The following is a 22,578-nucleotide window of genomic DNA, read 5'->3' as shown; positions in this document are numbered from 1 at the left end:
TTCAAAAATGAGACTGCCAGTCAAGCCGAGCGAGGCCGCGATGGGTGCAGCGCATGCGACTTCGGCTAGCTTTCCTCCAAAGCCGCGGGCTTCGAGAGCCACGGGCATCGCACGGTTCGTCGCGGCAACAAGCGATGACACAGGGGAGGAGCACATGTCGAAATGCAGCATCGGACTGCTCGCGTTGAGCAGCCTGTTTCTTTCGGGCGCGGCGATCGCCCAGGAAAAGATCAAGGTGGGCGTCACCGCAACCCTCGAGGGCACCTACACGGTGCTCGGCGAGGACGGCATGCGCGGCCATCAGACCGCGCTCAACGTGCTGGGCAAGAAGATCGGCGACAAGGAACTCGAATTCATCGTCGCTTCGACCGATGCAACGCCGGACTCCGCCGTGCGCGCCGTGCGCAAGCTGATCGAGCAGGACAAGGTGCAGATCCTGCTGTCGCCGCTCTCCGGCGACGAAGGCATCGCGGTCAAGAATTTCGCCAAGACCCATCCCGAACTGACGTTCATCAATGCCGCATCCGGTGCGCAGGAAACGACCTATGTCGACCCCGCTCCGAACTTCTTCCGCTTCAACATGGACGGCGCGCAGTGGCAGGTCGGCCTCGGCAAATACGCCTATGAGGAGAAGAAGTACCGCAAGATCGCGACCGTCGGCGAGGACTATTCCTTCATCTACACCCAGGTGTTCGGGCTGGTACTCGAGTTCTGCGGCATGGGCGGACAGGTCACCAACCGGCAATGGGTGCCGCTGGGAACGAAGGACTTCGCCTCCGTCATCGCCGCCCTGCCCGACGACGTCGATGCCATCTATCTCGGGCTCGGCGGCGCCGATGCCGTCAACTTCCTCAACCAGTATCAGCAGGCCGGCGGCAAGGCGCATCTGATGGGCGGTTCCATCATGATCGACCAGACCATCCTGTCGTCGAAGGGCAACGCCAAGAACGCGCTGATCGGAACCATCGCGGCGAGCGGCCAGGCCGACACTTGGGAAGATCCGGGCTGGCAGAAGTTCGTGAAGGCCTATCAAGACGCCTTCCCGCCCAACAAGCGCTTCCCGAGCCCATCGCTGCTCGCCACCAACTACTACAATTCAACCATGGCGCTGATCCTCGCACTGCGTCAGGTCAACGGCGATCTCTCCAACAACCAGGCCAAGTACAAGGAAGCACTGGCGAAGATCGAGCTCGACGCACCGAACGGCAAGATCAAGCTCGACTCCAACCGCCAGGCGATCGGCACCAACTTCGTCACTGAAGTCGTCGACGACGGCAAGGGCGCGCTGTTCAGCAAGGTCGTGAAGGTCATCCCGAACGTGAACCAGACGCTCGGCTATGACCCGGCGGTGTTCTCCAAGATCGGGCTGCCGAGCCGCACCGTGCCGGAATGTAAGAAGTACTGACGCATCACATCAGGCAGACGCAACCGGGGGAGCGACTCGCTGACGCGGTCGCTCTCTCCTCTTGCAATCTCCGCGGCGTTGTTGAACGCTGGCCGAAAAGACAAGAACATTCGGGAGGGGAAGGCATGAGCCGTGCGCTCGCCGTCTTCCACGGCCGCTTCGGCCGGGCGACGGTTTATCAGTTGAACCGCCCTTTCAATATCCACGCCCATCGGGAAGGTCATCTGATCTTCCATGTCGGCGGCATGCCGGCATGCATCGATGTATCCGACGGACATTACGATCTCACCGAGACGTCGGTCGTCGCCGTCAATCCCTGGGAACCGCACAACTTCCTGCCGACCGATCTCGACGGCGGCGCCATCTTCTTCGTGCTCTACGTCAACGCCGAATGGTTTGCACCGGATGCCTCCGGCTCCGACCGGTTGCGCTTCGGCCGCACCCAGTTCAAGCGTACGCCTGCCCTCGACAAGCACATCAGGCGGACCGCCGCGCTCGTGTGCGGCGCACCATCGCTCTCCAGCCTCGATTCCGAGCTGAGGCGGCTGATCGACATCTGCTACGACGAAAGCTGGCAGCAAGCCGAGATCGCGCGCGATCCGCGCGCAGGCGTTGCCGTCACCGACTTTCGCGTGCGCAAGTGCATCAAGATGATGTCGGAGAGCCCCGGCGCTGAAATCGAGCTCGACACAATCGCGCGTGAATCCGGCCTGTCGCGACCGCATTTCTACCGGCTCTTCCGCGTGCAGACCGGCGTCACGCCGAACCTCTATCTCAACACGCTGATCATGGAACAGGCGCTCGAAGCGCTGGTGGCGAGCGAGACGCCGATCGCCGATATCGGCTTCGATCTCGGCTTCTCCTCGCAGAGCGGTTTCACGCGTTTCTTCGCCGCCAATGTCGGGATGGCCCCGACCGATTATCGTCGCGCCGCCAAGGTTTTGCGCGCCTGAGCGCAGGCCACGAAAAGATACTCACGATCAAACGTCGCCCTCGCTGCCTGGCTAGGATGCCAGCAACGCGATCCCGAAAGAGGATCGCTAGTCCAGGGAGGACGTTCGTCCATGGCAGCGCCAGCAGCCGGCAACGGCTTGCATGCCCCCTCGCCCCACTTGCAGGGAGAGGGTTGGGGTGAGGAGGAGTCTCCGCAAGCGCGGTTGCAATTTGACTCGCGGGGAATCCCTCTCACCCGGCGCTACGCGCCGACCTCTCCCCACAAGCGGCAGGGCAATCGCATATGGTGCGCACGGTGCGGCGGCATCGGCACTGGGCTCCCTCCCCCGCTTGCGGGGGAGGGTTGGGGAGAGGGTGTTTCCGCGTCGGGATTGTTGAGGATTGCGGAAGATTTCCCTGCGCGGCGAGAGCCCTCACCCGCCGCGCTCTGCGAGCGCGTCGGCCTCTCCCGCAAGCGGGAGAGGCGGAGCAAACCCGCGGACAATCCCCGTGATGTCCATATGCGATTGCCCTGCCGCGAGCGGGGCGAGGTGAAGCCATGAACCGCTTCGTCGAACGCCATCCGGCCTGGGCGCTGATTGCGATCATCGCGATCGCGGTCGCGCTCTGGCTGATCTTCGCGGTGTGGCCGCCGGGGCTGGAAGAGGCGATCGGCCGCAAGCGCGTTTTCCTCAACGCGGTGTTCAATGGCATCACGCTCGGAGGTCTCTACTTCCTGGTTGCCAGCGGCTTCACGCTGATCTTCGGCCTGATGCGCAACGTCAACCTCGCGCACGGCTCGCTCTATCTGTTCGGCGGCTATATCGGTTACGCCATCAGCACATCGACCGGCTCGTGGATTCTCGGCTTCATCGTGGCATTCGTCCTGACCGCTGTCGTCGGCGTGCTGCTGCAGGTGATCGTGTTCCGCCGGATGGAGGGCCAGGATCTCAGGCAGACCATGGTGACGATCGGATTGTCGATCGTGTTTGCCGATCTCATGCTGTGGGCCTGCGGCGGGGACTTCTACCAGATCCAGACCCCAAACTGGCTGATCGGGCCCATCGAGCTGCCGCTGGTGACGGCGATCAAATCCTCGGGCGAGCCGGTCTATCTCAGATATCCGCTGGTCAGGCTCGTGATCTTCGTGGCCTCCGTCGTCATCGGCATCGCCATGTGGCTCGCGCTCAACCGCACCAGGATCGGCATGATCATCCGCGCTGGCGTCGACGATCGCGATATTCTCGCCGCGACCGGCGTGCGCATCCAGCTCGTCTTCGTCGCCGTGTTCGCCTTCGGCGCGGGGCTTGCGGGCATCGCCGGCGTGGTCGGCGGCACCTTCCAGTCATTGTCGCCCGGCGAAGACATCCGTTTCCTGCTGGCGTCCCTCGTCGTCGTGATCGTGGGCGGCATGGGTTCGATCCCGGGCGCCGCGCTCGGCGCGCTGATCATCGGCCTCGCCGAGCAGCTCGGCTCGGTCTACATCCCGACTTACGCCATCGTCGTGACCTTCCTGATCATGGTGCTGGTGCTGGCGATCCGGCCGCAAGGCCTGTTGGCGAGGCGCTGAGATGTCGCTCGCCCACGATGCCCAGCTCACCGTCGGCCGCGCCACCAAGGCGCAGCGCCCGGCCCGGACCTGGCCCGAGATCAACAACCCCGCGGCCTGGGCCGTCGCGGCCATCCTCCTGATCATGCCGCTGATCGCGAGCGGCTTCTTCCTGATCGAGATCTTCGCGACCACGTTGATCCTCGGCACCATGGCGCTGAGCCTGATGTTCCTCGCCGGCTATGGCGGCATGGTCAGCCTGATGCAGCTCACCATTGCGGGCTTCTCGGCTTACATGGTCGCCGTGTTCGGCGTCAGCGGCAACGCCAATATCAGCCTGGGCTGGCCGTGGTGGCTCGCAGTGCCGATGGCGCTGGCGCTGGCGACCGCCTTCGGCACGCTCGGCGGCGCGCTCGCGGTGCGCACCGAAGGCATCTACACCATCATGATCACGCTCGCCATTGGAGCTGCCTTCTACTATTTCACCAACCAGAACTGGGCAATCTTCAACGGCCATACCGGCATCAACAACGTGGCCACGCCGCACTTCTGGGGCGTGAACTGGCGCGCCGACATTCCCTTCTACTATGTCGTGCTCGCGGTCGCCGCACTCTGTTACTTTGCCGTCGAGTATCTCTCGCGCGCCCCGTTCGGGCTCGCCCTCCAGGGTGTGCGCGACAATCCGCGGCGCATGGCGGCGCTCGGCTTCAACGTCAATGCGCACCGTGTCGCGGCCTATGCCTTCGCGTCTTTCGTCGCTGCGCTGGCCGGCGTGCTCCAGGTCTGGAACTATCGCCAGATCTCGCCGGGCTCGGTCAGCGTCGGCGCCTGCATCGACGTGCTGATCATCGCCGTCGTCGGCGGCATCACCCGTCCGATTGGTCCGTTCATCGGCGCGCTGATCTTCGTGCTGCTGCGTACCTTCGCGCTCGACTTCCTGGTCCGGCTCGGACTCGACGGCAACCGCTTCCGCCTGCTGATCGGGCTCGGCTTCCTCGCCATCGTGTTCTGGTCCTCGGACGGCGTCATCGGCCTGTGGCAGCGCTGGCGTCAGCATCAACGGCGCGAGGTGAGCCGCTCCGGCGGAGGGCGCGGCCATGGATAGCGTCGCCCAACGCCTCTCCGCCGTCGGTGCCGGCGCGGCGCTGGAGCTGCGCGGGGTGACGCGGCTGTTCGGCGCGTTGGCCGCGCTGACCGACGTCACCATCACCGTCCGGCCGGGCGAGCGGCGCGCCGTGCTCGGCTCGAACGGTGCCGGCAAGACCACGCTGTTCAACTGCATCACGGGCGACTTCCCGCCCTCCTCCGGCACCATCCGCTTCTTCGGCGAGGACGTCACGCATTTCCCGCCCTATGAGCGCATCCGCCGCGGGCTGCGCCGCACCTACCAGATTTCGGCGCTGTTCCCCGGCCTCACCGTGCAGGACAACGTCTATCTCGCCTGCCGCGGCGTCTCGCGCGGACGCTTCTCGTTCCTGCGTCCGGGACAGAACGATGCGCTGATGCATGCGGCCGACAATCTCGTGCAGGCTGTGCACCTATTCGCCGTGAAGGACCAGCGCGTGGCCGAGCTCGCCCACGGCCAGCAGCGTCAGCTCGAGATTGCGCTCGCGCTCGCCGGCGCGCCGCGCTTCGTATTGTTCGACGAGCCGGCGGCGGGCCTGTCGCCGACGGAGCGGGCCGAGCTGATCGAGATCCTGACCTCCCTGCCCGCCCATATCGGCTACATCATCATCGAGCACGACATGGACGTTGCCCTGCGCGTCGTCGAGAGCGTCACGATGATGCACAACGGGCGCATCTTCAAGGAAGGCCTGCCGCAGGAGATTCAGTCCGACCCCGAGGTGCAGGAGCTCTATCTCGGAGGCGGCCATGAATGAGGTCCGCCGCAGCGGTGCCGCGCTCGAGGTCCGCGGCCTCGACGTCTATTACGGCCACTCGCACGCGCTGCAGGGCGTCGATCTCACGTTGGAGAGCGGCGTGTTCTCCGTCGTCGGCCGCAACGGCATGGGCAAGACCACGCTGTGCAAGGCAATCATGGGGCTCGTCGGCGTGAGCGGCGGCTCGATCCGCGTCCGCGGCGAGGATGTCACGCGGCGGCCGCCGGCCCAGATCGCCCGGCTCGGCGTCGGCTACGTGCCGCAGGGCCGCCGGCTGTGGCGCTCACTCAGCGTCGACGAGCATCTGCGGCTCGCCGGCGGCCTGCGTTCGGGCGCCTGGACGGTCGAGCGCATCTACGACACCTTTCCTCGACTCGCCGAGCGTCGGGATCACGGCGGCGGCCAGCTGTCCGGCGGCGAACAGCAGATGTTGGCGATCTCGCGCGCGCTGCTCACCAATCCGCATTTGCTCATCATGGACGAGCCGACCGAAGGGCTCGCGCCCGTCATCGTCGCGCAGGTCGAGGAGATGTTGCTGCGGCTGGGCGACGACGGCGACATGTCCGTGCTCGTGATCGAGCAGAACATTGGCGTCGCCACCGCGATCTCGCGCAACGTCGCGATCATGGTCAACGGCCGCATCAACCGCATCATCGATTCCGCGCGCCTGGCCGCGGACCGCGAGCTCCAGCAGCGCCTGCTCGGCGTCGGGCTTCATGCGGAGCTCGAACCGGATATCGACGCCGCCGCATCCGGCGTCGACACGAAACCGGCGCCGGCGCCACGGCGCGACGGGCCGGTGCGCATCTACATCTCCAACCCGACGCTGCCGACGCGATGGTCGCAACCGGTGCCGATCGCGCGCATCGAGGCCGCGGCGCGGACGCTCTCGACGCAGGTCGCGCGGCTCGACGAGACGGCGCGGCGCAAGCGCGAGCCGGCGACGCAAGCCTCGGGCCCGCCGGTGGTGCTGGTCGTCGGCACGCTCGACACCAAGGGCCAGGAGCTGCGCTACATCCGCGACATCATCGCCGAAAGCGGCCTGCGAACGCGGCTGGTCGACGTCTCGACCAGCGGCAAGCATTCATCCTGCGATGTCTCCGCGCAGGAGATCGCCCTGAACCACGGCCGCGGCGGCTCCGCCGTGTTCGGCACCGACCGCGGTGCCGCCGTCACCGCAATGGCAGATGCGTTTGCCAACTGGCTGCGGCGTCAAGGCAATGTCGCCGGCGTGATCTCGGCGGGCGGCTCCGGCGCGGCCTCGCTGGTCGCCCCGGGCATGCGCGCCCTGCCCGTCGGCGTGCCCAAGCTGATCATTTCCTCGGTCGCCTCCGGCGATGTCGGGCCCTATGTCGGCCCGGCCGACATCACCATGATGTACTCGGTCACCGACGTGCAGGGGCTGAACTCGATCTCGCGCACGGTACTCGCCAACGGGGCCAATGCGCTCGCCGGCATGGTCAAGGCGCGGCTCGACGCGCGTGCCGCAACGACGCGCGAGGCCGGCGGACTGCCCGCAATCGGCATCACCATGTTCGGCGTCACCACGCCGGCCGTGCAGAAGATCGCGGCCGAGCTGCGCGAGGATTTCGAATGCCTGGTCTTCCACGCCACCGGCGTCGGTGGGCGCTCGATGGAGAAGCTCGTGGAGTCCGGCCAGCTCGCCGGCGTGATCGACCTCACCACGACTGAAGTCTGCGACCTCTTGATGGGCGGCGTGTTTCCGGCGACCGAGGACCGCTTTGGCGCGATCATCCGCAGCCGCCTGCCCTATGTCGGCTCGGTCGGCGCGCTCGACATGGTCAATTTCGGCGCGCCCGACACCATTCCCGAACGCTATCGCGGCCGCAAGTTCCACGTCCACAATCCGCAGGTGACGTTGATGCGGACGACAGTGGAAGAGAACGAGCGCATGGGCCGCTGGATCGGCGAGCGGCTGAATCAGATGGATGGCCCGGTGCGTTTCTTCCTGCCTGAGGGCGGCGTCTCTGCCCTCGACGCAAGAGGCCAGCCGTTCTGGGATCCGGATGCCGACGCTGCGCTGTTCCGCACGCTGGAGCGGACCGTGCGGCAGACCGGAAATCGCCAGCTCGTTCGCATCCCTAAGAACATCAACGATCCCGATTTCGCCGCCGCCATCGTCACTGCGTTCCGAACCCTGTTCGGGCGCACCGGCGCGCGCCGGAGAGTAGCGAGGTGACCGATGGCCAGGTTTGAACGCGCGGCGCTGCTGAAAAGGTTTCGCGACATGGCAAGGCGCGGCGAGCCGATCGTCGGCGGCGGGGCCGGCACGGGGCTGTCAGCCAAATGCGAGGAAGCCGGCGGCGTCGACCTCATCGTCATCTACAATTCCGGCCGCTACCGCATGGCCGGGCGCGGCTCGCTCGCGGGCCTGATGGCGTATGGCGATGCCAATGCCATCGTGCTGGAAATGGCGAACGAAGTACTCCCCGTGGTCGGCCAGACCCCGGTGCTTGCGGGCGTCAACGGCACCGATCCGTTCCGAGACATGGACGTCTTTCTCGACCAGCTGAAGGCGCTCGGCTTTGCCGGCGTCCAGAATTTTCCGACCGTCGGCCTGATCGACGGTACCTTCCGCGCCAATCTCGAAGAGACCGGCATGTCCTATGCGCTCGAGATCGACATGATCGCCAAGGCGCACGACAAGGACATGCTGACCACGCCCTACGTGTTCAGCGAAAAGGAAGCCGCGGCGATGGCGATCGCCGGCGCCGACATCATCGTCTGCCACATGGGCCTGACGACCGGCGGCACGATCGGCGCGCAGACCGCGCCAAAGCTCAAGGACTGCCCGGCGCGGATCGACACCTGGGCCACCGCCGCGCTCAGCGTCAATCCGGACATCCTGGTGTTGGCGCATGGCGGTCCGATCGCCGATCCCGCCGACGCCGATTTCATCATGAAGAACACCCGTCATTGCCACGGCTTCTACGGGGCGTCCTCGATGGAGCGGCTGCCGGTGGAGCGGGCGCTGACGGAACAGGTGCGGCAATTCAAGGCGATCGGCGCGCGATAATGCCTGAGAGGTTCGAGGGAGGGAAAGATGTCAGGGATGTTGGTCGGTGAATTGATCCTCTGGCTGATCGTCGCGATCATCGTGATCGTGGTTGGCGTCTATATCGTGAACTGGCTCTACCACCGCTCCTCCAAGGAGACATCGTTCGTCCGCACCGGCTTTCTCGGCGAACGCGTGGTGATCAATGGCGGCGCCTTCGTGCTGCCGTTCATCCACGACTACACGCCCGTCAACATGAACGTGCTGCCGATGGGCATCGTGCGTTCGAAGCAGGATGCCGTGATCACGCGCGACCGCATGCGCGTCGACATCGAGGCCGACTTCTACGTCCGCGTGCAGCCGACCCGGGAGGCCGTCTCGATCGCCGCGGCGACGCTCGGCCGCCGCACCATGGAGCCGGAGCAGCTGCACACGCTGCTGGCCGGCAAGTTCATCTCGGCGATCCGCTCGGTCGCCTCCGAAATGACCATGGAGGAGATGCACGAGCGGCGCGGCGACTATGTCGCGCGGGTCAAGACCAATGCGGCCGAGGCGCTCGCGCAGAACGGACTCGAGCTGGAATCGGTCGCGATCACGGATCTCGACCAGACCGATCTGGAGTTCTTCAACCCCTCGAACCGCTTCGACGCCGAAGGCTTGACGCGCCTGATGGAGGACATCGAGGCGAAGCGGAAGCTGCGCAACGACATCGAGCAGGATTCGATGATCAAGATCCGCTCCCGCAACCTGGAGGCCGAGCGGCAGGCGCTGGAGATCGAGCGCGAGAGCGAGACCGCGCGGCTGGAGCAGGAACGCGATATCGAGGTGCGCCGTGCACTTCAGCGCACCGAAGTCGCCCGCGAGCGGGCGCTGCGCGAGACCGAGGCCGAACAGGCGCAGATTTCCGCCCGCGAGGCCATCGAGCGCGCCCGCATCGCCAATGAGCAGGCGATCGCCGAGGCCCGCATCGCCTCCGAGCGCGAGACCCGCCAGAAGGAGATCGAGCGGACCCGCACCATCGAGGAAAAGGAGCTGCTGGCGCGCGAGGAGATCGAGAAGACCCGGATCGCCAACCAGCGCTCGATCGACACCACCCGCATCGCCTCCGAACGCGAAGTCCGCCAGCGCGAGATCGAGCGGATGCGGACGGTCGAGGAAGCCGAGATCGCCGCGCGCGAGGCCATCGAAAAGGCCAGGATCCAGCAGGACCGCGTCGTCACCGACGCCCGCATCGCTAACGAAGAGGAGACGCGCCGCCGCGAGATCGAACGGACGCGCGCGGTGGACGAGGCCGAGATTGCCGCACGCGAGGCCACTGAAAAGGCCCGCATCGCTCAGATGTTGATCGTCAATGTCGAGCGCATCTCCTCCGACGAGCGGACCCGCGCGCTGGAGATCCAGCAGGTGCGGACCATCCAGGAGGCCGAGATCGAGGCGCAGCGCGCGGTTGAGGCCGCCCGCATCGCCCGGGAGCGGACGCTGGCTGCCGAGCGCATCGCCGCCGAGCAGAACACGCGGCAGCTGGAGATCGAGCGCAACCAGGCCCTCGACGTCGCCGGCATCGCCGCGCGCGAGACCACGGAAGCCTCGCGCATCGCGCAGGAGGAGCGCGTGCGCTCGCTGGAGATCGCCCGCAACCGCGCCGTCGAGGAAGCCGACATCGCCTCGCGCGAGGCGATCGAGGCGGCCCGCATCGCCCAGGAGAAGGCGGTTGCGGCCGAGCGCATCCAGGCCGAACGCGAGACGCGCGCGCTGGAGATCGAGCGGACCGGCATCCTGGAGGCGGCCGAGCTGAAGCGGCGCGACGCCATCGAGCGGCAGCGCATCACGGTCGACCTGGCGCTCGAGGCCGAGCGCATCAATTCCTCCAAGAAGCGTGAAGTGCTTAACATCGAGCAGAAGAAGGCGATCGAGATCGCTGACGAGGACCGCGTCATCGCGCTGTCGACCAAGAAGTCCGAGCGGATCGACGCCGACCGCCAGGTCCGGCAGGCCGAGATCGTCGCGCGCAAGGAGGTCGAGACCACCGACGTCTCGCGCGAGCAGGCACTGGAAGCGGCGCGGATTGAGCGCCGCCGTGCGATCGAGCAGCTCGAGGTCGCCCGCGTGCAGTCGCTCCAGGAGGCCGAGATCGCCGCGCGCGAAGAGGTCGAGCGTGCCCGCATCGCCTCCGACCGTGGCCTCGACGAGGCCCGCATCGGCCGCGAGCGCGAGCTGCGCAAGCTCGAGGTTATCAGAGAGAAGGACGTCGAGACGGTGCTGATGGAGAAGGCCATCGCGATCCATCAGAAGTCGCTGGAGGAGTCGGCCGCGCGCGCCGCCGCCGAGGAGGCACGGATCCGGGCGACCGAAGCCGCCGAGCGCGTCGTCACCGCACGAGAGAGCGAGATCGCCAGGCGGCGCAAGACTGTCGAGGTTCTGCTGGCGGAAAAACAGGCGGAGGAGACCCGCATTGCCGCCGAAGCCGAGCGTGTGCGCGCCGCGGTCGAGGCGGAGGCGCAGCGCATGCTGAACGAGGCCGAGAACGTGCTGACCGACCAGGCACGCTACTCGCTGTTCCGCAGAAAACTGCTCGACCGCATCGAGGGCATCGTGCGCGAGAGCGTCAAGCCGATGGAGAAAATCGAGGGCATCCGCATCCTCCAGGTCGACGGTCTAAACGGCAACGGCCACGGCAACGGCAACGGCAATGGGGGTCGCAGCGCCACCGACGAGGTGATCGATTCGGCGCTGCGCTACCGCGTTCAGGCGCCACTGATCGACTCCATCCTGTCCGACATCGGCGTCGAGGGCGGCAGCCTCGCCAAGATGCCGGGCCTGATCCGCGAGGCCCGCGACATGCAGGGCATCAAGGATGCCGCGCGCAAGGGTAGCGGCGGAGGTGGTGGCGGTGGCGGCGACAAAACCGCGGCCTCTCCGCCTGCGACCGAGGGCGGCGAGCCCGCGGCCGAACGCGGGCCGCGGAAGAAGAGCTGAGGTTTGAGCGATGGCCCGCGTCTACGTCTCTACCGTCGTCAACGCCCGCAACGACCGCGTCTGGGCCCGGGTACGCGATTTCAATGGCCTGCCGAACTGGCATCCGGCCATCGCCGAAAGCCGGATCGAGGGCGGCGAGCCCTCCGACAAGATCGGCTGCGTCAGGGATTTCCGTCTGCGCAACGGCGACCGCATCCGCGAGAAGCTGCTCGGCCTCTCCGACTACGACATGTTCTGCACCTACTCGATCCTGGAATCCCCGATGGGCGTCGAGAACTACGTCGCGACCCTGCGGCTGACGCCCGTCACCGACGGCGACCAGACATTTGTGGAATGGACCGCCGAATTCGACTGCGCCCCGGAACGGGAGACCGAGCTCGTCAACAACATCGGCGGCGGCGTGTTCCAGGGCGGCTTCGACGCCCTGAAGCGCGTGTTTGGAGGCTAGCCGTGCCGCATATCGTCAAGAGCACGATCCTGAACGCACCGACCGACGCGGTGTGGGACGTGCTGCGCGATTTCAACGGACACGACCGCTGGCACCCGGCTATTGCGACCTCCGCGATCGAGCGCGCGCAGTCCGCCGACAAGATCGGCTGCGTCCGGCGGTTCAAGCTGAAGGACGGCTCCGAGCTGCGCGAGCAGCTGCTGGCTCTGTCCGACCTCGAGCAGACCTTCAGCTATTGCCTGCTCGATACGCCGATCCCGATGTTCAACTACGTCGCCCATGTCCGGCTGCTGCCGGTGACCGACGGCGATCGCACCTTCTGGCACTGGGAATCGCGATTCACGACGAAGCCGGAGGACAAGGACCGCATCACCCACATGGTCGCCGAAGACATCTATCAGGCCGGATTCGAAGCGATCCGCCGCCATCTGAGGGAGGCAGCTTAAGCCATGGCCGTGACGGTAAAGACTTTTGCGAATGCGAGCGAGGCGGCTGGCGCGCTGTCGTCGGACCGTAGCGCGCGCTATCTGGGCGGCGGCACGCTGGTGATGCGTGCGCTGAACGAAGGCGACGTCTCGATCTCGACGATCGTGCGGGCGCAGGACCAGGCGCTGACCCGGATCGAGGCGTCCGGTCCGCGCATCACGATCGGCGCCGGCGTCACCTTCGCGCGCGTGCTCGCCGAGCGCGACCTCGCCTTCCTGCATGCCCCTGCGCGCTCGATCGGCGGTCCCGCCGTGCGCAACATGGGCACGGTCGGCGGCAATCTGTTCGCGCCTAACCCTTACGGCGATTTCACCGTGGCGCTGCTGGCGCTGGATGCCACTATTGCCGTGCAAGGCGGCTTCGGCTCGCGCGATATTCCGATCGAGGAGTTCTTGCAGGGGCGCGAGCGCCAGGCCGGGACTTTGGTGCTGTCGGTGTCCTGCACGCGGCCGGCCAGCAGCGAGGCGTTCCGATATCGCAAGATCGCGCGTATCAAGCCGAAGGGCGGCTCGGTGATCACGGTCGCGGCGCATCTGCCGGTCAGCGGTGGACGGATCGCGGGTGCGCGGATTGCGCTGGGCTCGATGGCGCCGACGCAAATCCGTGCTCGCGCCGCCGAACGCGCACTGGAGGGCCGCTCGCTGGATGCGGCGACCATCGCAGCCGCAGCCGCTGCGGCAACGGAAGGAACATCGCCATCCGACAACGCGCTCGGCAGCGCCTGGTATCGCCGCGAGATCGTCGGCGTGCATTTGCGGCGCCTGCTGTCGGGACAGGAATAGCCATGACAAAAATTCCCCTGCAGTTTCGTCACAACGGCCGCGACGTTGCTATCTTCGTCGACGGCGGCACCAATCTGCTCGTCGCGCTGCGTGAATTGATCGGCGACATGACGCCGAAATTCGGCTGCGGCCAGGGTGGTTGCGGCACCTGCAGCGTGCTGATCGATGGCGAGCTTCACCTCTCCTGCCTGACGCTCGCCGAGACCGTCGCGGGCCGCTCGGTCGAGACGCTCGACGGCATGAAGCAGGGTCCGAACCTGCATCCGCTGCAACGCGCCTTTGCCGACAATTTCGCCGCCCAGTGCGGTTATTGCACGCCGGGCATGCTGATGGCCGCAAAGGCGCTGCTCGACCGCAATCCGTCCCCGAGCCGGACTGAGGTGATCGAGGCGATTTCCGGCAACATCTGCCGTTGCACCGGCTACGAGCCGATCATCAATGCCATCCTCGCCGCCGCAGGCGGCCGGGCCAGCGCCTGAGGTCAGACCATGCTGGAACTGCGCAAGGACATCTTCGCCGACGAGCGCGACGATAACCTGAAGGAAATCGGCAAGGGCACGCAGCGGCAGGACATGCTCGGCCACATCACGGGCACGTCCAGCTATTTCAACGACCACAAGCTGCAGGGCATGCTGCACCTGAAGGTCGTGCGCTCGACCCAGGCCCATGCAAGGCTGCGCCGCATCGATACCAACGAGGCCGAGCGCTCGGCCGGCGTCCGCCGGATCATCCGCGGCGCGGACGTACCGCGCAACCTCAACACGCTGCTCAGCCTGATCAACTTCGGCAAGGACGACGAGCCGTCGCTGGCCGTCGACAAGGTCCGCTACAAGGGCGAGCCGATCCTCGCCATCGTCGCCGACAGCGAGCGCGAGGCATTCGAGGCGATCGCAAAGGTCAAGATCGACTACGAGCCGCTGCCAACCGTGTTCGACGTCGAGGATGCGCTGAAGCCGGGTGCGCCTGTCGTCAATGAGACCTATCCGAAGAACGCCTTCATCTACCACGACGTCTACGATCACCAGCGCCTGCGCTTTGGCGACGCCGATGCCGCGCTCGCGACCGCCGACCACGTGCTCGAGCAGCGCTATCAGATGTCGCCGATCGAGCATGCACCGACCGAGACCAACGGTGCGATCGCCGCGCCCGACACCAACGGCCGCTACGTCGTCTACACCTCGACGCAGGCGCTGTTCTTCTCGGTCGACACCTGCGCCAAGATCCTGGACGTGCCCTCCAACACCTTCCACTTCATCGGCGGCACCGTCGGCGGCGGCTTTGGCGGCAAGGTGGATACCCTGACCGAACCGCTCGCGATCCTCGGCGCCATGCTGACGGGGCGTCCCGTCCGCTACATGTTCGGCCGCGAGGAGGAGATGCAATACGGCCCGCCGCGCGGCGCCGAGCGCATCTACATCAAGGACGGCGTGATGCGCGATGGCCGCATCGTCGCGCGCAAGATCCGCGCCTATTTCGACAGCGGCGCCTATACGCGGCTGTCGAGCTACGCCGCCGTGAAATGCGCCGCGCACCTGCCGGGGCCCTACACCATTCCGAACGTCTATGGCGACGTCTATTGCGTCTTCACCAACCGCACGCCGGCGACCGCCATGCGCGGCTTCGGCGTCACCGCGATGGATTTTGCCATCGAATGCCAGATGGACAAGCTGGCCAACCTCGTCGGCATGGACCCGATGGAGTTCCGGATCCTGAACGCCTATCGCGACGGCGACATGAAGGCGCACCGGCGCGAGGCCAAGAACACCGCGCTGATCGAATGCGTGCAGGTCGCGGCCGAGAAGGCCAAATGGCCAATCCGCGACGAGTTCAGGCGCGCCTCCTCGCGCAAGGACGGCGGCGGCAGCCGCGCCGTGATCCCGCCGACGCCGACGGATCACCGGGCGCGGCCGACCGCGCCCGCGCAGCAGCGCACGACCTATGACCGCACGCCGATGACCGCGACGCGGGAGCCGCCGCGCGAGCCACCGCCGCCGGCGCCGCCTCCTCCCCCGCCGCGCCCGGCCGCGCCATCGCACGGCGCCACCCGGTTCTCATCCGTGTTCGGCACCAGGAGACGCTGAGATGACCAGGCATCGCGGACGCGGCATGGCGTCGATCAATTATCCCATCGGCATGAATCTCGGCGGCGATCCGAGCCAGGCGCTGGTGCATTCCAACCCCAGCGGCAAGTTCACCGTGGCGCTATCGTCGATCGACCTCGGCCAGGGCATGAAATCGGTGACGCGGCAGATCTGCGCGGAGACGCTGGGCGTGCCGGTCGAGGACGTCTATGTCGACACAGCGGATTCCGACACCGGTCCGCACTGCATGGGCTCGTTCGCTTCGCGCGGCACCCATCGCGTCGGCAACGCCGTGATGGCCGCGGCCCGGGAGGCGCGCGGCGTGATGATGGAGGCGGCCGCCGAGGAGCTCGAGGTCAACGCCGCCGATCTCGAGACCGACGGCCGCGGCAACATCCATGTCAAAGGCGCGCCGCACCGTTCGATCTCGACCAAGGACGTCGCCATCGCCGCGCAGTTCAAGCAGGGCAAGACCATCTCCGGCCGCGGCATCTTCCTCGTGCCGCTGTCGGACGTCGATCCCGAAACCGGCGAGATGTCACCGGCGACCTGCTATGCCCATGCCTGCCTCGTCGCCGAGGTCGAGGTCGATGATGAGACCGGCGAGGTCGCAATGGTCAGGATGGATTCCGCCTATGAGCTCGGCCGCGCGCTCAACCCGCGGCTGGTCGAGCAGCAGCTCGTCGGCGGCGCCTGGATGGGCGTCAGCCACGCGCTCTACGAGACGCCTGAGCCATACTATCCCGATCCCGTCCACGGGCCCCGCGACTTCGTCGAATATCTGATGCCCGGTCCCGGCGACATCTGCCCGCACGATATTGCCGTGCTGGAGCGTCCCGCCCCTGATGGTCCGTTCGGGGGAAAAGGCCCTGGCGAGATGTGCGCCAATCCGGTGCTGCCGGCGGTGGCGAATGCGATCTTCAACGCCGTCGGCGTGCGCATCGACGATCTGCCGATCACGCCGGAAAAGGTGCTGCGCGCGATCAAGGCCCAGGGCGGCGCGCGGCCGCAGGCGCGGCGCTAGAGGATCGGCCGTGGCAGTCCGCAGCAACATCGTCGGCATCGACAGCCCCGAGGCGCTGGAGAAGGCGCTTCGGGCAGCCTATTACCTCGCCGACGAGGGACTGGCGACCGCCGCCTATCTCGGACTCGCGCTCGGCAAGCCGCTGCTGCTGGAAGGCGCGCCCGGTGTCGGCAAGACGGAGGCGGCAAAGGCAATAGCTGCCGTGCTCGGCCGCCGCCTGATCCGCCTGCAATGCTACGAGGGCATCGACGCGTCTGCCGCGCTCTATGAGTGGAACTATCCGCGCCAGATGCTTGCGATCCGTCAGGCCGGCGATGAGAGCATCGACATCTATGGCGAGACATTCCTGATCGAGCGGCCGATGCTGGCCGCGCTGCGCGCACCCGATTCCACCGTGCTCCTGATCGACGAAATCGACCGCGCCGACCAGGAGTTCGAGGCGTTCCTGCTCGAATTCCTCTCCGACTTTCAGATCTCCATTCCCGAGCGCGGCACGGTCCGCGCGGCCGAGCGGCCGGTCGTCGTGCTCACCTCGAACCGGACCCGCGATCTGCACGAAGCTTTGCGCCGCCGCTGCGTCTATCACTGGATCGACTATCCCAGCGCCGAGCGGGAGGCCCGAATCATCATGATGCGCGCATCCAGCGTCGCCGAAGCCACGGCGCGCGCCGTCGTCGCGGCCGTCGAGAGATTGCGGCGCGAACCGCTGAGCAAGGCTCCCGGGATCGCGGAAGCCGTCGATTGGGCCGAGGCCGCGACCCTCCTCAACAAGGGCGGCGCGCGCTGGCCGGATGCCTTTAAGCGTTCGATCGGCATGGCGCTGAAGGACGAAGAGGACCTGCACTTCATCGCGCCGCGGCTCGATGCCATGCTCACGGAGGCGACCGCATGAGCACCGAGCTGCAGCTTCCGCGCGCTGCCCGCACCTTTGTTTCGTTCGTCGCGCTGCTGCGCGCCAACGGCTTCGCGGTTGCGCCGGAGCAAACCACCGCCTTCCTCGCCGCGATCGCGCTGCTCGGACCGCGCAAGCTCGAGGACATCAAGCAATCTGCGCTCGCCACCCTCGCCCCGCCGCCCGAGCGCCGCGCCACCTTCGACCGGCTGTTCGACCTGCATTTCCGCGGCAGCGAAGCGATCGAGCATGCCGACGGCGAGGACGACGAGACCGTCCGTCTGCAGGATGAAGGTCGCGGCGACGAGGAGCCCCTGCTCTCCGACGACGCCAACGAGTCCGGCCTGACCGCATCGCGCACCGAGGCTCTGGTCGAGCGCCGCTTCGCGCAACTCTCCACGACCGATGCCCTCCGACGCCTGGCCCGCGAGGCCCCGCGGCGCCTGCCGCGGCGGCGCGGCCACCGCCGCATGCGGGCGCGCCGCGGCCCCTTCGCCGACCTCCGCCGCACCTTGCGCGACAGCGTCCGCAGCGACGGCGAGATCCTGCGCCTCGGCCACATGAAGCGGCGGCAACGGCCGCGCAAGATCTTGCTGCTGATCGACGTCTCCGGCTCGATGAAGGGCCGCACCGAGGAGAACATGAAGCTCGCGCATGCGCTGGTGCAGGCGGCACCCAATGTCGAGGTCTTCACCTTCGGCACGCGTCTGACCCGTGTCACCCGCGCGCTGCGGCTGAAACGCCGCGAGCAGGCGCTGAGCGCCGCGGCACATCTGGTCAGCGACTGGGACGGCGGCACCCGGATCGGCGACGCGCTGCAAGCCTTCCTGGCGGTCCCGCGGTTCGGCGGCTACGCCCGCGGCGCCGCCGTGGTCATCCTATCCGACGGGCTCGAGCGCGGTGAGCCGGACGCCCTTCGCGACGCCATCGCGAAATTATCGCGGCGGGCCTGGCGCCTGAGCTGGCTGACGCCGCTCGCGACAGGCCCCGGCTTCCGTCCGCAGACCGAAGCGCTGGTCGCGATCGAACGCTTCGTCGACGATCTCGTGGACGGCGGGTCGAGCGCCTCGATCGTCGCCCACGTCCTGGCACTGGGAAGGAGAGCTGCGTGAACGGTATTGTCGACGGCCATCATCACATCTGGCAGCAGGCCGACCTGCCCTGGCTGACCGGCCCCATGCAGCCCCGCATCTTCGGACCGTACGAGCCGATCCGGCGCGATTATCCGATCCAGGAATATCTGGACGATCTCAAGGACAGCGGCGTCACCCGTTCCGTCTATGTGCAGACCAACTGGGCGCCTGAGCATTTCGAGGAGGAGGCAGCCTGGGTGCAGCGCACGGCCGACGAACACGATTGGCCGCACGCCATCGTCGCCTACGCCAATTTCGCGGTCGACGACGTCCGCCCGCAGCTCGACCGCCTCAAGCGTTATCCGCTGCTGCGCGGCGTGCGCATGCAGCTGCACTGGCACGAGAACCCGCTCTATCGCTTCGCAACGCGTCCGGATCTCTGCGCCGATCCCGTGATCCGTCGCAACGTCGCGCGTCTTTCCGATTACGGCTGGAGTTTCGACCTGCAGGTTTTCACGCCCCAGATGCCGGATGCCGCCCAGCTCGCCGAATCCTGTCCCGGCGTGACCTTCGTCCTCCAGCACGCCGGCATGCTCGAGGATCTCTCGCCGGCGGGACGGGCGGCCTGGCGTGCCGGGATGGCCCGGCTCGCGACCTGTCCGAACTTGGTCTCGAAACTGTCCGGGCTCGGCACCTTCATCCATCGCAACGATCCCGCGCATATCGCCGCCGTGCTCACTGATACCGTCGCGATCTTCGGCGCCGAGCGCTGCCTGTTCGGCTCCAATTTTCCGATCGAGAAATTGTGGACCACTTATCGCGAGCTCGTCGCAGCCTTTCGCGCAGCCGCTGCCCCGTTCAGTGCGGAGCAGCAGGATGCGATCTTCAGGACGACGGCGAGGCGCGTCTATCGGCTTTGACGGACAAGAAACGAGACAGGAGGAGAACGAATGGCGCTGGAGATCAAGATCCTGGACTACGGCGATATCGAGCTGGAATCGAGCTTCCTGGTGCTCGGCCGAGACTGCGGCCGCACCCGCCGCGTCCTCACCCTCGGCTTCCTGATCCTCGGCGGCCCATATCCGGTCGTGGTCGACACTGGCTATCGCTCCAACCAGATCATGGAGACGCTGGGCATGCGCGGGCTCCAGTATCATGAGAACATGATCGAGAACCAGCTTGCGCGTCACGGCGTCCGCATGGGCGATGTTCGCTTCGTCTGCCACACCCATCTGCACATCGACCATGCCGGCAAGGACGATCTTTTCCCGATGAACACGACCGTCGTCGTCAACCGCCGGGAGCTCGAATATTCCGTCTCCGGGCTGATGCATCCGCAATATCCGGCGCCCGACATCAAGCACCTGATCGATCGCCTGCACACCAAGAGCGCGTTGCGCTTCCTCGACCTCGAAATCACCGGACCGATCGAGCTGATGCCCGGCGTCTATTGCGATGCCGCCAACGCTCACACCGAGGGCTCGATGAACATCATCGTCCACACCGCCGACGGCATCGCGACCATCTGCGGCGATGTCATCTACGACTTCAACGACCAGATCGTCACGCCCTTCCATGAAATCCAGGATTGGGAGCCGCGCACCACCGGCAATCATGGCACCAGCAAGCGCGCAGAAAAGGCGGCGATCAAGAAGCTGCTCAGCAATTCGCGCTACCTGCTCCCGGTTCACGACCGGCCCGCCAAGATCGAAGGCGGCAACGTCGTGGGGCGACTACATGATCAGGTCCCCGGCCCGATCGTGCAGTCGCTGCCCGCACGCAACTGGTTCCCGGCTTGAGGTCGAGGACGGACCAATGACCCATGTGACGTTGCGAAGCGAGTTCGAGACCCTGATCGACCCCTATGCACCGGTCGCACAGATCGGCACCGGCTTCGACTTCACGGAAGGACCGATCTGGCACCCGGTCGATCATTATCTGCTGTTCTCCGACATGCCGGCCGACGTGCGGCGGCGTTGGGATGCGCGGCGCGGCGTCGTCGAGGTCAAACGTCCGTCGAACAAGTGCAATGGCATGACCTATGACGCCGAGCTCAATTTGATCGTTTGCGAGCACGCGACCTCGTCGCTGGTGCGCGAACGCACCGACGGACGGCGCGAGGTGCTGGCTTCGCATTTCGGCGGCCAGGAGCTCAACAGCCCGAACGACGTCTGCGTGCACTCATCCGGCGCGATCTATTTCTCCGATCCCTGGTATGGCCGCATGCCGGTCTATGGTGTCGAGCGGCCGCGCCAGCTCGGCTTCCAGGGCGTCTACCGCCTCGTGCCGGGCGGCGAGCCGAAGCTCGTGGTCGAGCGCAACCTGTTCGACCAGCCGAACGGGCTGTGCTTCGCTCCGGACGAGAAGCGGCTTTATATCAACGACACTGTGCAAGCCCTGATCCGCGTGTTCGACGTCAACAGCGACGGCTCGCTGTCCAATGCACGCGTGTTTGCGAGCGGCATCAAGTCTGAGCTCGAGCCCGGCCTACCCGACGGCATGAAGTGCGATCAGCACGGCAATGTCTGGGTCACCGCACCCGGCGGCGTCTGGGTCTATTCGCCGCGCGGAGAGCTGCTCGGCAAGGTCCGTGTGCCCGAGCTGGTCGCCAACCTCGCCTGGGGCGGGCCGGATTTCCGCACGCTCTATCTCACCTCGACACACTCGGTGTACGCGATCCCGACCAGGGTCGGCCCGCGGCATGAGCCCTATATGAGCGGTCGGCGCGCCGGCGGCGGAACAAGCTCGAGCTCATCGCCAGCTTCGCCTATTCTGACCGAGGGCGAGATGCGGCTCGATCCGCAGCGCTGCGCCATGATCATCCAGGATCTGCAGAACGACGTCATCATGGACGGCGGCGCCTTCGCCGAGTCCGGCGCGCCCGGTCACGCCAAGCAACAGCATGTCGTGGAGAATGTACGGCGCCTGGCGGAAGCCGCACGCGCCCGCGGCGTCACCATCATCCATGTCTGGTTCGTGGTCGAGCCCGGCGCGCCCGGCGTCACGCTGAACGCTCCGCTATTCGAAGGTCTCGTCGACAGCAAGGCGATGGTGCGCGGGAGCTGGGGCGCGGCCCCGGTTTCAGGCCTCGAGCCACGGCCCGGCGATTTCGTCGTCGAGAAGATGCGGATGAGCGCCTGGGAAGGCACGCGGCTGGAGACGATCCTCAAGGCGACCGGCCGCGACATGATCATCAATACCGGGGCCTGGACCAACATGTCGGTCGAGCATACGGCGCGGACCGGTGCCGACAAGGGCTATTTCATGATCGTGCCAGAGGATTGCTGCTCGACCATGAATGCCGACTGGCACAACGCCTCGATCAACTTCGCCATGCAGAACGTCGCGGTCGTGACCAGGGCCGATGCCGTGATCAGAGCGCTGGGATGAGTTGTGGCAAAGCTCCTGCACTTGTCCTGCTCGCCGCGCGCCGAGTCCGAATCGACAGCCGGCGCGCGCGTTTTCCTCGACGGCTTCCGTCAGACTCGACCGGATTGGGACATCGATGTCGTGGACATCTGGCGTGAGCGGATGCCGGAGTTCATCGGTCCGATCGTCGAGGCCAAATATGCGCGCATGAAGGCTCAGGCCTTCACCGACGCGCAGCGCGACAGCTTTGCCGAGGCCGAGCGAATGGCGCTGCGCTTCTCGCTCGCCGATCGCGTGCTGATCTCGACGCCGATGTGGAACTTCGGCCTTCCTTACAAGCTGAAGCAGTGGTTCGACATCGTCGTCCAGCCCGGTCTCACCTTTCGGTTCGATCCGTCGCAGGGATATCTCCCGCTGCTCAAGGACCGGCCGACGCTGGTGATCATCGCCAGCGGCAGCGATTTTGGCACCGGCATGAACCGCGGCCGCATCGATATGGCAACGCCCTACTTGCGGGAAATCCTGCGCTTCATCGGGATCAGCAATGTCCGCTTCGTCCTGATCGGTCCAACCACGGGACCGCAGCAGCCGATCGATGCCGCCCGCGAACGGGCCCATCAACGGCTCGCTGCAATGGCCACGACCTTCTGAGGCGTGATGAGAT

General features: G+C 66.4%; 20 protein-coding genes. All 20 read left to right on the top strand.

Translation table 11 applies throughout. The annotated features are described in order from the left end of the window. The first annotated feature begins 154 nt into the window (after positions 1-154). The 20 genes from HZZ16_RS01950 to HZZ16_RS01855 all read left to right on the top strand — a co-directional run bounded on the left by HZZ16_RS01950 (position 155) and on the right by HZZ16_RS01855 (position 22,565). Positions 155-1,405 (top strand): ABC transporter substrate-binding protein, encoded by a 1,251-nt coding sequence (locus HZZ16_RS01950; protein WP_197946816.1) that lies wholly within the window; start codon positions 155-157, stop codon positions 1,403-1,405. Between the two features lie 125 nt (positions 1,406-1,530). Then, positions 1,531-2,358, top strand: a complete 828-nt coding sequence (locus tag HZZ16_RS01945) for a helix-turn-helix domain-containing protein (protein ID WP_197946815.1) — start codon at positions 1,531-1,533, stop codon at positions 2,356-2,358. Positions 2,359-2,897: 539 nt separating this feature from the next. Then, positions 2,898-3,908, top strand: a complete 1,011-nt coding sequence (locus HZZ16_RS01940) for a branched-chain amino acid ABC transporter permease (protein WP_197946814.1) — start codon at positions 2,898-2,900, stop codon at positions 3,906-3,908. A 1-nt stretch (position 3,909) separates the two neighbouring features. Further along, positions 3,910-4,992 (top strand): branched-chain amino acid ABC transporter permease, encoded by a 1,083-nt coding sequence (locus HZZ16_RS01935; RefSeq protein ID WP_197946813.1) that lies wholly within the window; start codon positions 3,910-3,912, stop codon positions 4,990-4,992. Then, the gene (locus HZZ16_RS01930; protein ID WP_197946812.1) at positions 4,985-5,767 is read left to right on the top strand and encodes an ABC transporter ATP-binding protein; all 783 of its coding nucleotides are present in this window, start codon (positions 4,985-4,987) and stop codon (positions 5,765-5,767) included. Before HZZ16_RS01935 ends, HZZ16_RS01930 begins: the two co-directional genes overlap by 8 nt. After that, positions 5,760-7,967, top strand: a complete 2,208-nt coding sequence (locus HZZ16_RS01925; RefSeq protein ID WP_197946811.1) for an ABC transporter permease — start codon at positions 5,760-5,762, stop codon at positions 7,965-7,967. Before HZZ16_RS01930 ends, HZZ16_RS01925 begins: the two co-directional genes overlap by 8 nt. A 3-nt stretch (positions 7,968-7,970) precedes the next feature. Then, positions 7,971-8,804 carry a phosphoenolpyruvate hydrolase family protein gene (locus tag HZZ16_RS01920; RefSeq protein ID WP_157282399.1) on the top strand — a complete coding sequence of 278 codons (834 nt, stop codon included), beginning with the start codon at positions 7,971-7,973 and terminating at the stop codon, positions 8,802-8,804. A 27-nt stretch (positions 8,805-8,831) separates the two neighbouring features. Then, complete coding sequence (locus tag HZZ16_RS01915) at positions 8,832-11,759, top strand: flotillin family protein (RefSeq protein WP_197946810.1); 2,928 nt, start codon at positions 8,832-8,834, stop codon at positions 11,757-11,759. A 10-nt stretch (positions 11,760-11,769) separates the two neighbouring features. Next, on the top strand, positions 11,770-12,207 hold the full coding sequence (locus tag HZZ16_RS01910; protein ID WP_097659057.1) for an SRPBCC family protein: 438 nt from the start codon (positions 11,770-11,772) through the stop codon (positions 12,205-12,207). A 2-nt stretch (positions 12,208-12,209) separates the two neighbouring features. Beyond that, positions 12,210-12,653 carry an SRPBCC family protein gene (locus HZZ16_RS01905; protein WP_197946809.1) on the top strand — a complete coding sequence of 148 codons (444 nt, stop codon included), beginning with the start codon at positions 12,210-12,212 and terminating at the stop codon, positions 12,651-12,653. A gap of 3 nt (positions 12,654-12,656) precedes the next feature. Next, positions 12,657-13,475, top strand: coding sequence for an FAD binding domain-containing protein (locus HZZ16_RS01900; protein ID WP_197946808.1), 819 nt, complete (start codon positions 12,657-12,659; stop codon positions 13,473-13,475). Positions 13,476-13,477: 2 nt separating this feature from the next. Further along, a complete protein-coding gene (locus tag HZZ16_RS01895) occupies positions 13,478-13,954 on the top strand; it encodes a (2Fe-2S)-binding protein (protein ID WP_197946807.1) in 477 nt (158 codons plus the stop codon). A 9-nt stretch (positions 13,955-13,963) separates the two neighbouring features. Further along, positions 13,964-15,556, top strand: a complete 1,593-nt coding sequence (locus HZZ16_RS01890; RefSeq protein ID WP_197946806.1) for a xanthine dehydrogenase family protein molybdopterin-binding subunit — start codon at positions 13,964-13,966, stop codon at positions 15,554-15,556. A 1-nt stretch (position 15,557) separates the two neighbouring features. Further along, positions 15,558-16,580 carry a xanthine dehydrogenase family protein molybdopterin-binding subunit gene (locus HZZ16_RS01885; protein ID WP_036023767.1) on the top strand — a complete coding sequence of 341 codons (1,023 nt, stop codon included), beginning with the start codon at positions 15,558-15,560 and terminating at the stop codon, positions 16,578-16,580. Between the two features lie 10 nt (positions 16,581-16,590). Beyond that, positions 16,591-17,472 carry an AAA family ATPase gene (locus HZZ16_RS01880; RefSeq protein WP_197946805.1) on the top strand — a complete coding sequence of 294 codons (882 nt, stop codon included), beginning with the start codon at positions 16,591-16,593 and terminating at the stop codon, positions 17,470-17,472. Next, entirely contained in the window at positions 17,469-18,584 is a 1,116-nt protein-coding gene (locus HZZ16_RS01875) for a vWA domain-containing protein (protein ID WP_197946804.1), read from the top strand. The genes HZZ16_RS01880 and HZZ16_RS01875 overlap by 4 nt, the downstream gene beginning before the upstream one ends. Next, the gene (locus tag HZZ16_RS01870) at positions 18,581-19,465 is read left to right on the top strand and encodes an amidohydrolase family protein (RefSeq protein ID WP_197946803.1); all 885 of its coding nucleotides are present in this window, start codon (positions 18,581-18,583) and stop codon (positions 19,463-19,465) included. The genes HZZ16_RS01875 and HZZ16_RS01870 overlap by 4 nt, the downstream gene beginning before the upstream one ends. A gap of 30 nt (positions 19,466-19,495) precedes the next feature. Beyond that, a complete protein-coding gene (locus tag HZZ16_RS01865) occupies positions 19,496-20,344 on the top strand; it encodes an MBL fold metallo-hydrolase (RefSeq protein ID WP_197946802.1) in 849 nt (282 codons plus the stop codon). Between the two features lie 16 nt (positions 20,345-20,360). Continuing rightward, the gene (locus HZZ16_RS01860) at positions 20,361-21,935 is read left to right on the top strand and encodes an isochorismatase family protein (RefSeq protein WP_197946801.1); all 1,575 of its coding nucleotides are present in this window, start codon (positions 20,361-20,363) and stop codon (positions 21,933-21,935) included. Positions 21,936-21,938: 3 nt separating this feature from the next. Next, a complete protein-coding gene (locus HZZ16_RS01855) occupies positions 21,939-22,565 on the top strand; it encodes an FMN-dependent NADH-azoreductase (RefSeq protein WP_197946800.1) in 627 nt (208 codons plus the stop codon). Positions 22,566-22,578: the final 13 nt, after the last annotated feature.

Source organism: Bradyrhizobium glycinis (genome assembly GCF_016031655.1).
GTDB classification, from domain to species: domain Bacteria; phylum Pseudomonadota; class Alphaproteobacteria; order Rhizobiales; family Xanthobacteraceae; genus Bradyrhizobium; species Bradyrhizobium glycinis.
Note: the sequence above shows the minus strand (reverse complement) of the source record. Positions and strands in the feature narration are given on the sequence as shown.

Excerpts from the sequence above, each read along its gene's own strand:
- HZZ16_RS01925 (WP_197946811.1), top strand. The coding sequence starts at position 5,760 with ATGAATGAGGTCCGCCGCAGCGGTGCCGCGCTCGAGGTCCGCGGCCTC.
- HZZ16_RS01910 (WP_097659057.1), top strand. The coding sequence starts at position 11,770 with ATGGCCCGCGTCTACGTCTCTACCGTCGTCAACGCCCGCAACGACCGC.
- HZZ16_RS01860 (WP_197946801.1), top strand. The coding sequence starts at position 20,361 with ATGACCCATGTGACGTTGCGAAGCGAGTTCGAGACCCTGATCGACCCC.
- HZZ16_RS01915 (WP_197946810.1), top strand. The coding sequence starts at position 8,832 with ATGTCAGGGATGTTGGTCGGTGAATTGATCCTCTGGCTGATCGTCGCG.
- HZZ16_RS01895 (WP_197946807.1), top strand. The coding sequence starts at position 13,478 with ATGACAAAAATTCCCCTGCAGTTTCGTCACAACGGCCGCGACGTTGCT.
- HZZ16_RS01890 (WP_197946806.1), top strand. The coding sequence starts at position 13,964 with ATGCTGGAACTGCGCAAGGACATCTTCGCCGACGAGCGCGACGATAAC.
- HZZ16_RS01945 (WP_197946815.1), top strand. The coding sequence starts at position 1,531 with ATGAGCCGTGCGCTCGCCGTCTTCCACGGCCGCTTCGGCCGGGCGACG.
- HZZ16_RS01935 (WP_197946813.1), top strand. The coding sequence starts at position 3,910 with ATGTCGCTCGCCCACGATGCCCAGCTCACCGTCGGCCGCGCCACCAAG.
- HZZ16_RS01950 (WP_197946816.1), top strand. The coding sequence starts at position 155 with ATGTCGAAATGCAGCATCGGACTGCTCGCGTTGAGCAGCCTGTTTCTT.
- HZZ16_RS01875 (WP_197946804.1), top strand. The coding sequence starts at position 17,469 with ATGAGCACCGAGCTGCAGCTTCCGCGCGCTGCCCGCACCTTTGTTTCG.
- HZZ16_RS01885 (WP_036023767.1), top strand. The coding sequence starts at position 15,558 with ATGACCAGGCATCGCGGACGCGGCATGGCGTCGATCAATTATCCCATC.
- HZZ16_RS01900 (WP_197946808.1), top strand. The coding sequence starts at position 12,657 with ATGGCCGTGACGGTAAAGACTTTTGCGAATGCGAGCGAGGCGGCTGGC.
- HZZ16_RS01930 (WP_197946812.1), top strand. The coding sequence starts at position 4,985 with ATGGATAGCGTCGCCCAACGCCTCTCCGCCGTCGGTGCCGGCGCGGCG.
- HZZ16_RS01920 (WP_157282399.1), top strand. The coding sequence starts at position 7,971 with ATGGCCAGGTTTGAACGCGCGGCGCTGCTGAAAAGGTTTCGCGACATG.
- HZZ16_RS01865 (WP_197946802.1), top strand. The coding sequence starts at position 19,496 with ATGGCGCTGGAGATCAAGATCCTGGACTACGGCGATATCGAGCTGGAA.
- HZZ16_RS01940 (WP_197946814.1), top strand. The coding sequence starts at position 2,898 with ATGAACCGCTTCGTCGAACGCCATCCGGCCTGGGCGCTGATTGCGATC.